This is a genomic window from Bradyrhizobium sp. th-b2, assembly GCF_000426785.1.
Lineage (GTDB): Bacteria > Pseudomonadota > Alphaproteobacteria > Rhizobiales > Xanthobacteraceae > Bradyrhizobium > Bradyrhizobium septentrionale.
Genome location: NZ_AUGA01000063.1, coordinates 1 through 14,854 on the forward strand (window position 1 = coordinate 1; position 14,854 = coordinate 14,854).

Sequence of the window (14,854 nt, forward strand, 5' to 3'; positions counted from 1 at the left end):
GCACGGAAATTATCTAATCGATCGTGTCGCGTTCCTGTCTAACTCCGTTCAGCTCGCGGATCATGAGCGTGGGGAGGGCGTGCGAGACGGATCCGAAGTCCTTGTCTCTCTTGTTGAAACGAATTCGAGGGTCCTTCCGGCCACGATGCCCGTGCCGTCCCTTGATCGAGGTGGTGAGGCTGATAGTGCTCGGCACAGCGTGGTCTCCGATCCGGGGCTCCAGCGCCTGACGTTCGAGTTTATTGCCGGGCGCCTTCGATTCAACCAAGCGCGGGATGGGACCTTTTGGGAGGACACAGCCGATGTCGCCATCGCAGTCTGCAAGCGCCGAACCATCCCCGACCTTCGGCCATCTTGAGCGACCGGCATCTCCTGGGTTCAGCACCGCTTCGAGCCACCTGGATCTGCCCGCCCAGTTGTCATGCCCCGCGGTTGAGATACAGGCCAGCGTGCCAACGGAGGACTTCCCGCGTGCGCAAGACTTCACGCATATCGTCGGCTTGGCATGGGACCATGGTTGCCAATCAGCCTCCGATGTCCTGATCGGTGTACTGAGCAGAAAAGGCCTCCTGCCGACGTCACCGCTCCAGTCGCGAACACATTTTTACATCCATGGTCGGCCTTACACGACGAAGCTGGGGCAAGGAACAAGGCACCCGACCCCAAATAATCCGGCAGGACTTGATATTACGCTCATCCCTGGATCTAGCTTCGAATCCCACGAGCCCGCAGCAGTGGGCATCGAAGGCTTCGCGGGAGATATGCGAAAAACATCGTCATCGACCAAGGCTGCGACGTCTGCGATGCCGACGAAGGGTGCCAAAGGCTGTGGGCTGTGGTCATGTTTCAAGTCAGGGATTGGCAAAAGTCGTCGCGAAAGCTCGTCCGGCCCTCTGGATCAGCCGGATGAACAGGCCTCCGGATCGGGCGTCCCAGTGCAGCGTCCGCTGGCGCTCCGCCGCACGCAGTGGCTGGGTGACGAGCATATCACGGCGGATTACACACTCCTGGAGCGGGAATTGCAGAGGGACAATCCGGATCTGGCCGCCCACACCCGGTTTCTGCGGCCCGCGGAAGCTCATCTGCTGCGCTTGACCGATGACGCGAACGTCGTGCAGGAAACCTTGCTGGCGATCGTCAATGACGAGCATGGTAACGATACCGCCAACTTCCTGTTCGTGCCAGTGAACAATGGCGGTGTCAGTAGCAGCGACGGTACGCATTGGACGCTGCTGCTCGTTGATCGCCGCGAGCCGGAAGGGATCGTTGCCTATCACTACGACTCCTTGCCGACGCGTTCTCACGCGGACCGGGCAAGAGAACTCGCAGTCAGGCTGGGCGCTCGCCTCGAGACCGCGCGCATGAACCGGCAGGGGAACAATTATGATTGCGGCGTCTTTGTGGTGGACGGCACACGGACGCTGGCGAGACGATTGGCGGAAGGGCAGCGGCCTGATGACGAGCCGCTTCACCTCGACAACCTCGTCGCCGATCGGCAGGCACTCCAGGATCGACTGAGCGGTCGTGCGCATTCGCGACGGCGAACTCGGTAATGCGCTTGGTCTGCTGGCGCGTCGCTTGCCGGCACCAGAACCTTGGTTGGGTACCAGGACGCGTGAACGACGTGGGTCGGCTCGCTCACGACCCCGCGCTCGCCGGATCGTGGGTGCCGGGCTGTGATCGACCAGCCAATCGGACGCTTCGACACCGAGCGACGGGCTTAAAAGCGAACCTGTCAGCGCTGTCGATCTGCCCGAACGGTGGATCGACACCGTGACTGCCGCTGGCCCATGAAGAACATCGTGCGGTATGTGGATCAAGCGCGTACCGCAGGTGGTAAAGGTGGAAGAATCGCGCCTAGCCTCTCGCCGCCGACTTAGCCGCCTATAAATTGGGGCATCAGAATAATGTTCGCGCTGAACGGATTGTTGGGGGTCACTTCCCTCATCCCTGGCCCCAACACCGCCATATAGGGCTGACCATGAATAATCAGACCTGTCGGCTGCTGGAATGACTGCGGCAGCATTCCTCTTCTATTCAGTGCGCCGATCGGGACGTCGGGGGCGCGTTGCGGGCCGTGATTGAAGCCCAAGGCGACGACATGTCCGAAATCATACGCCGGCGCCTGAGCCGGTATCGCGGCTGCCGGATAAGATGACTGTTGCGGCTGGCCCAACTCGCACCAAGCCCCGGTGTCGTGATCATCGTTACGCACGGCTTCGCGTGTAGACGACGCCGCAGCCCTTCATCTTCGGGATTCGACAACAGCCGTCCAGCTATCGCTTCGACCGTCCGTTGGGCCGCTTGCGCCTCACAAACGCGCGTGCTGCCAAAGACGACGATGGTATGGGCTATCTGTCGCTCCCGGAGCAGGGCTTCTGTCTTGAGGAAATCGAGCTGAAGGCGGACGCCGCGCGTCGCCTCGCTCTGCATGAAATCGGCATCCTGATCCGCCTCCTGATAGCTTGGCGACATCAGTATCCTGCGCAAGGCCTCGGGCGCGCGAGAATCAACTTCAGCGCTCTCGGGTTGTTGACCTGGAAGCGCATCAGCTCTGTCGACGTGATGCTCGGGGCTCGGCATCGAACCGGAGCGAGCGGTCCGGGGACCGGTCATATGCCCCCTCCTATCCACTGTTTCGCTCAAGCACCGCCCCAACCTGTTTCTGTGTGGCAAGGGGCGAGTGCCGCGCTGCCTTTCAGGGCCTCGCGAACTTCGTCATCTTCCAATTTGTCCAGGAACCAGTGGCGATCAGCGGGCTGCTCCGCGCGACTGACAGTTGGAGTGTCTTGGTGAGGCTCTGCTTGTTCGACAATGGGCAATTTCGCTTGATCGGCCATGGTGACGCTCGTCAGGAGGATGAGAATACTGGCAGCATCCGCGATTGCCCGAACAGACGCATTGAGCAGGGTCAATCCGCAGCAGAAGACGACGGGAACTTTCCGGAGGGGCAGCGTGGGGCCTGTCTTTTCCACTTTCGGCCGTCGGCCGTCTGAGCGGCTTCGCGAAGGCGTGATAGCCCACCGTTGCCGGGAACAATGAGGCTCGGGCGAGCATTGGCCAGCATCTTTGAGCTGGCTCAAGCTATTCCCGTCACATTGGCCTTTTAACTCGGAACCGATTAGCAGATTTTGAGGTCATTCCTGACCCCTTCCTCGGGAGAGCGGCATGCAATCAGTCACGGGTCCAAATGAGCGAGCGCAGGTCAAAGATCTCGAGTTGCTCGACCGTTACTGGCGAGCCGCCAATTTCCTTTCCATTGGCCAGATCTACCTGCTGGCAAACCCACTTCTGAGCGAGCCGCTTAAACCCGAGCACATCAAGCCGCGATTGCTTGGTCATTGGGGCACCACACCGGGGCTCAACTTTATCTACGCTCATCTCAATCGTGCGATCCAAGCGTCCGATCTCAACGTCATCTATGTCTGCGGTCCCGGGCATGGCGGTCCCGGCATGGTCGCCAATACCTATCTGGAGGGCACATACACGGAAATCTATCCGGAGGTGACGCGCGACCTGGATGGCTTGCAAAAGTTGTTCCGTCAGTTCTCCTTCCCCGGAGGCATTCCGAGCCACGCGGCGCCGGAAACGCCGGGTTCAATTCACGAAGGCGGCGAGCTGGGATATGCGCTGGTGCACGCGTATGGCGCAGTGTTCGACAACCCTGATTTGATCGCCGTTTGCGTCGTCGGCGACGGCGAGGCGGAAACCGGCCCACTCGCGGCGTCCTGGCACTCCAACAAGTTCTTGAATCCGATGCATGACGGCGCAGTGCTGCCGATCCTGCACCTCAACGGCTACAAGATTACAAATCCTACCGTGCTGGGGCGGATGGATGACGAGGAAGTCCGCAGCCTCTTCATCGGCTACGGCTACGAGCCGCTGTTCGTCGAAGGTGACGATCCGCACGCCATGCACCGGCTGATGGCCGACACGCTAGACGTAGCGCTCGCCAATATCCGTTCCATCCAGCAACATGCACGCCAACAGGCTGCGGGCTTTCGGCGCGCCAAGTGGCCGATGATCGTACTGCGCAGTCCAAAGGGCTGGACGGGCCCGAAAGAAGTTGATGGATTGAAGGTTGAGGGATTTTGGCGCGCCCATCAGGTGCCGATCACCAATCCGCGAGGCAATCCCGAGCATTTGAAGCTGCTTGAGCACTGGATGAGGAGCTACGAGCCGGGCAAGCTGTTCGATGGGGACGGCCGGCTCGAACCGGATTTGCAGGCGCTCGCTCCGGCTGGCAACCGCCGGATGGGGGCCAATCCGCACGCCAATGGCGGCATGCTCAAGCGTGAGCTCAAGCTACCGGATTTCCGCAGCTATGCCGTCGACGTTCCGAGCCCCGGGGGCGTGGTCGCCGAGGCCACTCGCGAGCTCGGCAAGTTTCTGCGCGAAGTCGTGAGTCTCAATGCGAACGCCCGCAACTTCCGTATCATGGGCCCGGACGAAACCTCGTCCAACCGGCTGGACGCGGTGTTCGAAGCCACCGACCGGGTCTGGATGGAAGGGATCGAGCCCTACGACGTCCACCTCGCGCACGACGGCCGCGTGATGGAGGTGCTGAGCGAGCATCTCTGCCAGGGCTGGCTCGAAGGCTACCTGCTCACCGGCCGTCACGGCTTCTTCTCCTGCTATGAGGCTTTCATCCACATCGTGGATTCGATGTTCAACCAGCACGCCAAGTGGCTGAAGGTTTCGCGCGCGCTGCCGTGGCGGCGTCCTATTGCCTCGCTGAACTATCTCCTGACCTCGCATGTCTGGCGACAGGATCACAACGGTTTCAGCCATCAGGATCCCGGCTTCGTTGATCTCGTCACCAACAAGAAGGCCGATATCGTCCGCGTCTACTTTCCACCCGATGGCAATACTCTGCTGTGGGTCTCCGATCATTGCCTGCGCACCTACGATCGCATCAACGTGATCGTCGCGGGCAAGCAGCCCGCTCCGCAATGGCTTTCGATGCGTGAGGCGATCAATCATTGCGAGGCGGGCATCGGCATCTGGAAATGGGCCGGCACCGAGCCGCCCAACGCCGAGCCGGATGTGGTAATGGCTTGCGCCGGCGACGTTCCAACGCTGGAGACACTCGCCGCAGTCGATCTGCTGCACAAGGCGCTGCCGGACCTAAAGATTCGCGTGGTGAACGTCGTCGACCTGATGACGTTGCAGCCGAAGGAGCAGCATCCACACGGGCTGTCCGACCGCGACTTCGACAGCCTGTTCACGCGAGACAAACCGGTGATTTTCGCCTATCACGGCTATCCCTATCTGATCCACCGCCTGACCTATAACCGCGCCAATCATGCCGGCATGCATGTGCGCGGTTTCGCTGAGGAAGGCACCACCACGACACCATTCGACATGGTGGTGTTGAACGGGCTTGACCGCTTCCATCTTGCGATCGAGGCGATCGAGCGGGTGCCGGGGCTCGACATCAGCGCGGCCCACGTCAAGCAGGGATTCCGCGACAGGCTGACCGAGCATTCGCGTTACGTGCGCGAGCACGGCGAAGATATGCCGGAGATCCGAGACTGGGCGTGGTGCAACGGCGCAGGTGGTACGACACTGCGGTGATCGAGGATTTGAAAGGCCGCATCTGCAGCGAGCACGAAAGAGACCGCCGATGTCCGATCATGTCCTGGTGCTGAATGCAGGCTCTTCCAGCATCAAGTTCGGCTTGTTCGACATTGAACCCGTCGAGCCGGAACTGAAGTGTAAGGGCCTGATCGACGAGCAGCAAACGGCGCCACACATCGTGGTGACCGCGTCCGGAACACAGCTGTTCAAGAAAGGCCTTCCCGGCGGCGAAGGACAGCGGGTCGATCTGCTCAGCGGCATCTTGACCTGGATTGACGGGCATCTCGCCGGGAACAGGCTTGTCGCGGTTGGCCATCGTGTCGTGCATGGCGGACGCGACTTCTTTCGCCCCATCATGATCGACGACCAAGCTCTCGCCGCGATGGACGCGTTGACCCCGCTCGCCCCGCTGCACCAGCCGCGCTGTCTGACACCGGTTTGTGCGGTGCAGTCGCTGCGGCCAGGCCTCGCGCAAATCGCCTGCTTCGATACAGCCTTCCATCACAACCTGACGCCGCTTGCGAGCCGCTTTGCCATTCCGCGCCATTTCGAAGACCGCGGCATCCGGCGCTATGGTTTTCACGGGCTCTCTTTCGAATATGTCGCGGGCCGCCTCGCCGCACTCGCACCGACGCAGAAGCACACGGTGGTGGCACATCTCGGCAATGGCGCCAGCCTCTGTGCCTTGCACGAGGGCAAGAGCGTCGACACCACCATGGGACTGACCCCACTCGACGGTCTCGTCATGGGAACACGCTGCGGCACGATCGATCCGGGCGTGCTGCTCTATTTGTTGCAAGAAGCGAAGATGTCCGCCGACGAGGTCCAGCATTTATTGTACGAAAAGTCGGGCCTGCTTGGCGTGTCCGGCATCTCGGCCGATATGCGCGCCCTGCTGGCAAGCCCGGAAGCCGCCGCACGCGACGCGATCGATCTCTTCACGTTCCGGGTTGCCGCGGAGGTCGCTGTGATGGCGACCTCGCTCAACGGACTTGACGGCCTCGTGTTCACCGGCGGCATCGGTGAACACGCCGCTGAAATAAGGCAACGCATCTGTGATCGTCTCGCCTGGCTTGGCGTCAAGATGGATATGGCCGCAAATGCGCTGAGCAAGCAGCGTATCGCTGCGAAGGGCAGCCCGGTGGATGTGCTGGTCATTCCCACCAACGAGGAGATCAGCATTGCGCGGCACTGCCGCAGCCTGCTGGCTGCAGGTTGCTAGGTTGCGCCCACTACAACCGCCCTATTCAATCCGTCGCCGCAACCCACATCACGAGCTCGCGTGCGAGCGCGCCGAAGGCCCGATCAAATGCGGCTGCCGCCTCAGGCGGCGTCAGTGAGGTCATCTCTTCGGAGTCATCGAGAATCTTTGCAACCTTTACCTGACCATTCTGGTCCACTATCTTCGCAGAGAAGGAGATGATCGCGCGCGGCTGGGTTCCGAGCACGATTTCAAAAGGTCGTTCTTGACGCAAATCAAACGGCTTTGCGGGCGGGAGGCCTATGATTTGGCATGTTTGGCCCGTCAGCACCGGGCACGCTCAGGAAGATTTCGATTATCCGCCCCGCTTTCAAGCCTTTGCCGAATACTGCGTTACCGCACTCATTCAGACAGGTCCGGCTCGAACGTGCACGCGAGCACGATCACCCCGAGGGCGCCTCCGCGATCGGCTATATCATCGTCGCTCCGCTAGACACGGCGTCGCGGATCGATGTCGAGACTTGGAAAACCCATCGCGAGGCCTGCCGTGTCGTTCGTCAGCGGCCCGGCGAGGACGATGAACTCGGCCACCTTGTGCACGGACCGAGCGACAGCTGGCGATTCCACTACGACGTGGCCGGGGCAGCCGCCGATGAAGCCGGATATCATTTCGGCAACGAGCGCTTTCGCCTCGGCGAATATGTCTCTGTCCGCGAGGCGGATGGCATGCATCCCTATCGGATCGTTGCGGTCTCGCCGCTTTGATCGCGCCCACGCCGGACCAGGATGTCGGTCCCCAAGGCATCCATCGCCGGAAGGGAGAGGTCTAAGACGACATTGATGATCCTGTGGTCGGTGGGCACTGCGGCGGCCGTGAAACCGAGTTCATGGCACATGTTCAGCATGGTCGTGTTCTCGGCCAGCACTTCGCCGGACAGCCGCTTGAGTCCTTCCGACCTCGCATAATGGATCAGGAGCTGCATCAACGCCCATCCCAGTCCTTTGCCCTTGAGGTCTGACTGCAGCAGGATAGCATATTCGGCATTCTCGTAGAGCGAGTCCGAATGAAGCTGGACTGCTCCCACCATCGCGCCAGTACTCGGATCCAGCGCCGCAAAGGCCATCGCACGCGCATAGTCGAGCTGAGTCAGCCGTGCAATGAACGTGTGCGAAAAATTCTTCATTGCCTGGAAGAAGCGAAGCCTAAGGTCCTCGGCGGTCACTCGCCTGAAGAAGTTCTCGACCATTAGCTCATCTTCCGGCCGCAACGGCCGTATCACGACGCGCGAGCCGCCCCTGAGGGCAAGCTCTCCTTCCCATTGAGACGGGTAAGGCCGCACCGCGAGCCGCGTCTGGCCGGCAAACAGCCGCATTGGTCTACGGACTGCCACGCGCGCGTCGAGCGCAATCACGCCGCTCTCGTCTGCCAGTAGCGGATTGATGTCGAGCTCTGCGACTTCCGGAATATCGGCCGCCATCTGCGCCAGCTTGACGAGGGTGAGCGGCACGGCGTCGCCGGGGACAGCGGGCACGTCGCGATAGGCCGCAAGCAGCCGCGAGACCCGAGTCCGCCCCACCAGGTCGCGCGCCAGGTTCATGTCGAGCGGTGGCAGCGCCAGCGCCTTATCGTTGATCACCTCGACCGCGGTGCCACCGCGGCCAAACACGATCACGGGGCCAAAGGTAGGATCGTCGGCAATGCCGACGATCAGTTCGCGTGCCGCCCTCCGCTCGATCATCGGTTGGATCGTCACCCCCTGAAGGGTGGCATCGGGACGCGCGTTCCGGGCACGCGCGAGCACCGTCCGGGCCGCCTCGGCGATGCTTTCGCGAGTCAGCAAGCCGAGAATGACGCCGCCGATATCCGACTTGTGACGGACGTCGCGGGAAAGCAGCTTGACGGCCACCACAAGTCCCCGGGCCAGGAACGGCGCGGCCTTCTCCGCGGCATCGTCGGCATCGCGCGCGGCAATCGTCGGCACCATCGGAATATCGTAAGCCTCAAACAGGGCGGCGATCTCGGCCGGGTCAAGCCATTCCCGCCCTTCGGACAGCGCCTTCGCGATTATGCGCCGCGCCGCCGCCGTTTTCGGCGTAAACGCCGAGGCGATACTGGGCGGGGTTGCGGCCAGTGCGACGGAGGCTTCGCGGAATCTCACCAGATACGTGAAGGCGCGCACCGCATCATCCTCGGTCGGAAAATGCGGGATGTGGGCAGCTTCAAAGGTCGCCGCCGTGCGGTCGTCGGCACCATCCCACGATGCAAGCACCAGCGTGCCAACGTCGCTCTTCCTGGTCCGACGATCAAGAACACATTGTGCCACCGCTTCAGCGATTCCTTCGGCCGGCGCGACCGCCGTTTCCACGTTCATGACCAGCACCGCGTCACTGTTCGTGTCCTCGAGCAATGCGTCGAGCGCGGACACGTAGCGAGTGGCATCGGCGTCGCCGGAAATATCGACGGGATTGGCGCGAGACCAGCCTCGCGGCAGAACCCGATCGAGCCGAGCAATGATCTCCGTCGTCAAGTTCGCCGGAGTGCCCCCGAGTTCGGCAAGCCGGTCGATCGCTAGGATACCGAGCCCGCCGCCATTGGTCAAAACCGCCAGCCGGTTGCCGCGTGGAACAAAACCGCGGCCGAGCAACTCGGCGCAATCGAACAGTTCGCGCAGGTCGTACACACGCAGTATACCAGCACGGCGGAATGCTGCATCAAAGACGGCGTCTGAACCGGCCAGCGCGCCGGTGTGGGTGGCAGCGGCCTTGGCGCCTTGGGCCATCCTCCCCGCCTTGACGACGATTACCGGCTTGAGCCGCGCCGCGGAGCGCGCTGCGGACATGAACTTGCGCGCATCCTTGATGGCCTCCACATAGAGCAGGATCGCGTTGGTATGGTCGTCCAATGCGAAATAGTCGAGCAGGTCGGCAACGTCGACGTCGAGCTGGTCGCCGATCGAGACAATGCCGGAAAAGCCAAGCCGCCGTTGCGCAGCCCATTCGATCATCGCGGCAGCAATGGCGCCGGACTGCGAGATCAGGGCCATCCGTCCGTCGAATGGACGATGGGCCGCGAAGCTCGCATTGAGCTTCGCGTGCGGGACCATCAGCCCGATACAGTTGGGCCCGATCAGGCGTATGCCGTGCTTGCGCGCCGTCCGCGCAACCATTTCGGCAAGCGAGCCCGCGCCGTGCCCGAGACCCGCCGACAGGATCACCGCGCCGCCGACGCCGACCGCGGCGGCGTCCGAGATGATCACGGGTATCGCAGCCGCCGGCGCCGCGATCACGAGGAGATCCGGAACGAACGGTAGCGACTTGATGTCCGGGAACGTAGCTTCGCCGCCGATCTCAGCGTAGTTTGGATTGACCACGGCGATCCGGCCGACAAAGCCGCTCGCCTTGAGATTCCTGAGAACAGCCCCGCCCAACGACGACGGACGCGAGCTACCGCCGACAAGTGCTATTGTTCGCGGCAAAAGAACCCGCTCTAAGCCAAAAGTAGACATCGAACGGTCTCGCAGGGAACCAGCGGAGGCGCCTGTCGATTCGTGCAGCGCGCCAGAGCCCGCATGACGTCTTCGCGAGCGATAATTCCGAGCAGGTGGTGATGTCCGTCAACCACGGGCAGGCTCTTGAGCCGATGTGCGACCATCAGCTGCAGAACACGCTGCAGATTTGTGTCCGGCTCGACTGCAATCACATCGCACGACATGATCTCGTCGACTGTCGTCCCCATGCGATCGTCATAATGTGGCAATATGTGATCCGTCGTGAGCGCGAACACCTTAAGGGCGTCGAGTTTCGTGACGAACCCAACTACGATATCGTCGCGCAGGACGGGATAGGCATCATAGTCGTCTCTTGCGAACAGCCGGTAAAGATCGCCCACGCTCATCTCGGGAGCGACGCTCCGGACCGAATTCGTCATATTGCTCGCGACGGTTTCCTGAAGAAACTCGTACATGGCTGATCCCCTGGGTTGGATGGCACTTCGCGGAGGCACCGCTGCCTGAGCAACTACCCCGCGAAGCGCTTACGCCACCGTCTTGATGTCGATCGCCTGTTCTACTTGGCGGCCAGCCTCTTGACGGTGGTCTTGAGCAGGCCCTTTTGGGTCTTGATTGCGAAGCAAAGCTAATCCGGAAGAGCCAATCGGCCGTTGACCAGGATCAAAACGGAGTCAAATGATGTGATCAAAGAATGGTCATCGAGCTAAAGCGAGTTTCGGTATGCACGCCATGATCTTGACCGCGCGCGGCGCGACGCTGCAACAAGTGCAACGGCCGGACCCAGTCCCTCGTCCCGGCGAGGTCCGCGTGAAAGTCAGCGCCTGCGGCGTTTGCCGCACCGATCTGCACGTCGTCAACGGAGAATTGCCAAACATTTCCTATCCGATCGTTCCCGGGCACGAAGTGGTCGGCCGCATCGACGCGATTGGTGACGGCGTAAGCGGCGCGCAGCTTGGTACGCGCGTTGGCGTTCCCTGGCTCGGGTCGACCTGCGGGCACTGCCCTTATTGCCGGGAGGGTAAGGAAAATCTCTGCGATGATCCACTGTTCACCGGTTATACGCGGGACGGCGGCTTTGCCACCCACCTGGTGGCAGACGCGCGTTACTGCTTTCCGCTCGGTGAAGACGGCGAGGACGCGGAGCTTGCACCGCTGCTCTGCGCCGGCCTGATCGGCTGGCGCTCCCTGGTGATGGCTGGCGACGGCCGCAAACTCGGCATCTACGGTTTTGGCGCGGCGGGACATATCGTCGCACAAGTGGCGCGTTGGCAAGGGCGGGATGTGTACGCTTTGACCCGTGCGGGCGACACCGAGGCCCAGCACTTGGCTTTGTCGCTCGGCGCATGCTGGGCCGGCTCTTCGGGCGATCGACCGCCGGCCGAACTTGATGCCGCGATCATCTACGCACCCGCGGGCCCCTCGTCCCGCTTGCATTGCGCGCGCTGCGCAAGGGCGGACGCGTGGTCTGCGCCGGCATCCACATGTCTGATATTCCGAGCTTTCCCTACAACATTCTCTGGGGTGAACGACAGATCATCTCCGTTGCCAACCTCACCCGACAGGATGGCGTCGACTTTCTCAGGATCGCGGCGAAGGCCGGAATCCGAACGCACGTCACCGTCTTCCCCTTGAATCAGGCGAACGAAGCGCTTGCGCGCCTGCGCGACGGCAAGCTGGTCGGCGCTGCTGTGCTGAGACCGTGATGACAGCGGAATCGCCTACCGACGCGGCCACGGGTGAAGCCAGCCAGGACGTTGTATTGTCGTTTTTGGCCGGATCGGACCGACCGAACGTGGCCGTGCGGCGGATCGACACGCATTGTTCGATCGTCTTTCTCGAACCTTCGCGCGTCTTGAAGGTCAAGCGAGCGGTCAAGCTTCCCTATCTCGACTACTCGACGTTGGAGAAGCGGCGGCGCGCTTGCGAGGATGAGATTGCCATCAACAAGCGCTACGCCCCTCCATCTACCGCGGGATGGTGCCAATCATACGCGGGCGCGATGGTCCGGCAATCGGAGGGACCGGACCGGTTATCGAGTGGGCCGTCGAAATGGCTCGCTTCGATGAAAACAAGACGCTCGATCATCTCGCCGAGCAAGATCCAATCCGGCCGGAGCTTGGCGAGAGACTGGCCGCCATCCTGCTGGAATCCCATCGGACCGCAACCGGACGCAAAGGATCCCCATGGCTAGCCTCGCTCTCTGTCATCATTGATCGCAATACGGAGCAGTTTTGCGCCGAGCCAGTTCTGTCCCGAGAGGCGATCGCTAAACTGCACGAACTGAGCCATCTGTCCCTCGCGCGCAATCTCGAGCTGTTGCGCCGCCGCGCCCGCCGCGGGCAGGTCCGGCACTGTCACGGCGATGCACATCTCGGCAACATCGTTCTACTCGACGGCGAGCCCGTTCTGTTCGATGCGATCGAGTTCGATCCGGTCATCGCAACAACCGACGTCCTTTATGACCTCGCATTCCCCGTGATGGACCTGTTGTACTCCGGGCAGGGCCGACAGCCAACAGACTGTTCAACAGCTACATGCAAGCCACCTTGGATGCACAATCGAACGCGTTGTCCTTGCTGCCGCTGTTTCTGTCGATACGCGCTGCAATACGCTCCAACGTCCTCTCTACAAAGCGGCGGCAGCAGCAAAGCGACGAAACGATCGCCATCCATGCAAATCGGTATTTCGAGTTTGCACGCCGGCTCGTTGAACCGGGGCCGCCCCGCCTGCTTGCAATTGGCGGAAAGTCCGGTACCGGCAAGAGCGTGCTGGCGCGCGACATGGCGCATCTGATCGCGCCACCTCCGGGGTCCTCCGTGAAGAACGCGGACGAGCGCTGATTTAAGCGATCTTTTGAGCCGGGACAGTTTCGGCGAAGGCCCGGATGATGGCCCGCAAGAGTTCTGCGAGCCATCGCAGGAGCAGGCCGAAGTTGTAGCCGGCCGCGGCGAGGACGGCGTTGATACGGTCGCCGACGCGGCATTTGAGATAGTTGCGGTCCATGCGGTGCTCGGCCTTGACGTGACCGATGACGGGTTCGACAGCCGCGCGACGCTTCATCTCGCGCCGGATGGAAGCCGTGACGCGGCGAACCTGACCCGAGATCCAGACCCTGAACCGGTGCGGGTAGTTGTGGCCGCGGTACCCTTTGTCGACGTGGATACGACGAGCCTCCACGCCGGTGAGCTTCTCCATGTCGGCGACCACGGGGCCGAGCGTGTGGCCGTCGAAGGGATTGCCGTGCAGCGCCTTGGCATGGAGCACGAACTGTCCACCCTTCGGCGACGTCACGGGGGTGGCGATACTGACCTTGCAGCCGAACTCGTAAGGCGCGCGGGCTTTGCCCTTGCCCATGCACTCGACCTCCGGCGCATGCAACGCATAGACCTTGGGGCCGCGCTGATGCTGATCCTGGCTGCGCACCCGCTGCGCCAGATCGAGCAGCGGGCCGAAGCGCGCTTCCAGCGCCGCGCATCGCCATCAATCTTGCGGCGGATGTCGCGGATGATCCGGCCAAGCCGCGTCCGCAGGAACTTGAGTTGGCGCCGGGCGCTCTTGAACTGGTGAGCGTGGGTATAGCGGCCGACCATGATGGCGGTGCGCTTGGCCAGGCGCAGATAGTTCTAGCGCAGCGGCACACGGTTGCGCTTGGCAAGCCCGACGAGCTTGGTGATGGCCCGATGCATCAGCCGCGCGTCGGTCGGATGGGCAACGGCCTTGGGCTGCACCGTGGTATCGACCACCACCCGCTCCAGGTCCTTGGCACCGATGGCGCCAGTCTTGTGTGCCACCGACAGACTTTCCTGGATCAGCGCGACGAGCAGTTCCTCGCCGAGCCGCTGGCGCCAGCGCGTCATCGACGATCGATCGAACGGCACTGTGGCAGAAGCTCAACTCGCCGCAGAAGTATTGGTAATAAGGGTTCTCGATCCAGCGGGCGCACAGCACCTCATCCGAGAGATTGTGCATGTGCTTCAGAATGAACAGGCCGGCGACAAGCCGCGTCGGCAGGCCAGGCTGCCCCGGCCCGGTTTGGCACACCGAACCAAAGCGGTCATCCAGAAACTTCCAGTCGATCAGCGCCGCCAACCGCACCAGCGGGTGGCCCATGTCGATGATTTGATCGAGCGCCGGAAGCAACAGGTCTTTCTGGCGATCATCCCGCGGTTTGCTCATCGCCGTCCCAATGCCGATGACCCGCCGTCAGGGAATCACGAATCGCTCGAAAGCAAAATCCCAAAACGCAAGAAACCGTGGCCCAACACCCAGCTTTCCTGCAAAATCGAATACTTTATCCAGACAACTTCTGCCTATCTCTCAGGCCGATCTGCATTCTTCACGGATGACTCCGGGCGCCCTGGTTCTGCGATCGGATGTCATTCGCAAGCAACTCTATGCCGTTGCCGAGCACGCCACATTGCCGCCGGAGACCTATACTCCCGGCATCCGAACTCGTCTACCAGGCCAGTTCTCGATCGTGCCGGGCACGCCTTGGCGCAAGGGGTCTCTGTTATCCTTGACGCGGTCGACGTGGTCAGGGTCCAAGCGAAGATTCAAACCGGCG

The 14,854-nt window shown here is 61.9% G+C and carries 10 protein-coding genes and 3 pseudogenes; 7 read left to right on the plus strand and 6 right to left on the minus strand.

Annotation, left to right across the window (positions count from 1 at the left end; all coding sequences use genetic code 11):
* Positions 1-302: 302 nt before the first annotated feature.
* A complete protein-coding gene (locus K359_RS62075) occupies positions 303-1,553 on the plus strand; it encodes a hypothetical protein (protein ID WP_156928918.1) in 1,251 nt (416 codons plus the stop codon).
* A gap of 484 nt (positions 1,554-2,037) precedes the next feature.
* Here K359_RS62075 and K359_RS63640 read toward each other — a convergent pair whose 3' ends face one another.
* Together K359_RS63640 and K359_RS62080 are read right to left on the minus strand one after the other, a co-directional pair.
* Complete coding sequence (locus K359_RS63640) at positions 2,038-2,616, minus strand: hypothetical protein (protein ID WP_198031245.1); 579 nt, start codon at positions 2,614-2,616, stop codon at positions 2,038-2,040.
* A 26-nt stretch (positions 2,617-2,642) separates the two neighbouring features.
* On the minus strand, positions 2,643-2,915 hold the full coding sequence (locus K359_RS62080) for a hypothetical protein (RefSeq protein ID WP_245284856.1): 273 nt from the start codon (positions 2,913-2,915) through the stop codon (positions 2,643-2,645).
* 253 nt (positions 2,916-3,168) lie between these two features.
* Between K359_RS62080 and K359_RS54530 the strand changes: the two genes are divergently transcribed.
* A complete protein-coding gene (locus K359_RS54530; RefSeq protein ID WP_035977914.1) occupies positions 3,169-5,577 on the plus strand; it encodes a phosphoketolase in 2,409 nt (802 codons plus the stop codon).
* 49 nt (positions 5,578-5,626) lie between these two features.
* Positions 5,627-6,802: an acetate/propionate family kinase gene (locus K359_RS0139580; RefSeq protein WP_029084173.1), complete on the plus strand. Its 1,176-nt coding sequence runs from the start codon at positions 5,627-5,629 to the stop codon at positions 6,800-6,802.
* A gap of 25 nt (positions 6,803-6,827) precedes the next feature.
* Here K359_RS0139580 and K359_RS0139585 read toward each other — a convergent pair whose 3' ends face one another.
* Positions 6,828-7,112, minus strand: coding sequence for a hypothetical protein (locus K359_RS0139585; RefSeq protein ID WP_245284857.1), 285 nt, complete (start codon positions 7,110-7,112; stop codon positions 6,828-6,830).
* Between the two features lie 23 nt (positions 7,113-7,135).
* On the opposite strand from K359_RS0139585, the gene K359_RS64925 reads away from it, so the two are divergent.
* On the plus strand, positions 7,136-7,546 hold the full coding sequence (locus K359_RS64925; RefSeq protein WP_029084175.1) for a hypothetical protein: 411 nt from the start codon (positions 7,136-7,138) through the stop codon (positions 7,544-7,546).
* Here the strand turns inward: K359_RS64925 and K359_RS0139595 are convergent.
* Together K359_RS0139595 and K359_RS0139600 are read right to left on the minus strand one after the other, a co-directional pair.
* Positions 7,516-10,287: a bifunctional acetate--CoA ligase family protein/GNAT family N-acetyltransferase gene (locus K359_RS0139595; RefSeq protein WP_051346668.1), complete on the minus strand. Its 2,772-nt coding sequence runs from the start codon at positions 10,285-10,287 to the stop codon at positions 7,516-7,518. The two genes, K359_RS64925 and K359_RS0139595, sit on opposite strands and share 31 nt — an antisense overlap.
* The gene (locus tag K359_RS0139600) at positions 10,269-10,745 is read right to left on the minus strand and encodes an HPP family protein (RefSeq protein ID WP_029084177.1); all 477 of its coding nucleotides are present in this window, start codon (positions 10,743-10,745) and stop codon (positions 10,269-10,271) included. The genes K359_RS0139595 and K359_RS0139600 overlap by 19 nt, the downstream gene beginning before the upstream one ends.
* Positions 10,746-11,010: 265 nt before the next feature.
* On the opposite strand from K359_RS0139600, the pseudogene K359_RS54535 reads away from it, so the two are divergent.
* From K359_RS54535 to K359_RS64935, 3 genes and pseudogenes are all read left to right on the plus strand, one after another.
* A pseudogene (locus tag K359_RS54535) lies at positions 11,011-11,993 on the plus strand (zinc-dependent alcohol dehydrogenase family protein).
* 346 nt (positions 11,994-12,339) lie between these two features.
* Positions 12,340-12,645: pseudogene (locus K359_RS64930) on the plus strand (hypothetical protein); the annotation flags it as partial.
* Between the two features lie 179 nt (positions 12,646-12,824).
* Positions 12,825-13,130: a hypothetical protein gene (locus K359_RS64935; protein ID WP_029084182.1), complete on the plus strand. Its 306-nt coding sequence runs from the start codon at positions 12,825-12,827 to the stop codon at positions 13,128-13,130.
* A 1-nt stretch (position 13,131) separates the two neighbouring features.
* Here K359_RS64935 and K359_RS54545 read toward each other — a convergent pair.
* Positions 13,132-14,466 (minus strand): annotated as a pseudogene (locus K359_RS54545) (IS5 family transposase).
* Positions 14,467-14,854 lie beyond the last annotated feature (388 nt).

Coding starts and splice junctions, on each gene's coding strand:
- K359_RS62075 (WP_156928918.1), top strand. CDS start 303: ATGTCGCCATCGCAGTCTGCAAGCGCCGAACCATCCCCGACCTTCGGC.
- K359_RS63640 (WP_198031245.1), bottom strand. CDS start 2,616: ATGACCGGTCCCCGGACCGCTCGCTCCGGTTCGATGCCGAGCCCCGAG.
- K359_RS54530 (WP_035977914.1), top strand. CDS start 3,169: ATGCAATCAGTCACGGGTCCAAATGAGCGAGCGCAGGTCAAAGATCTC.
- K359_RS0139580 (WP_029084173.1), top strand. CDS start 5,627: ATGTCCGATCATGTCCTGGTGCTGAATGCAGGCTCTTCCAGCATCAAG.
- K359_RS0139595 (WP_051346668.1), bottom strand. CDS start 10,287: ATGTCTACTTTTGGCTTAGAGCGGGTTCTTTTGCCGCGAACAATAGCA.
- K359_RS0139600 (WP_029084177.1), bottom strand. CDS start 10,745: ATGTACGAGTTTCTTCAGGAAACCGTCGCGAGCAATATGACGAATTCG.
- K359_RS64935 (WP_029084182.1), top strand. CDS start 12,825: ATGCAAGCCACCTTGGATGCACAATCGAACGCGTTGTCCTTGCTGCCG.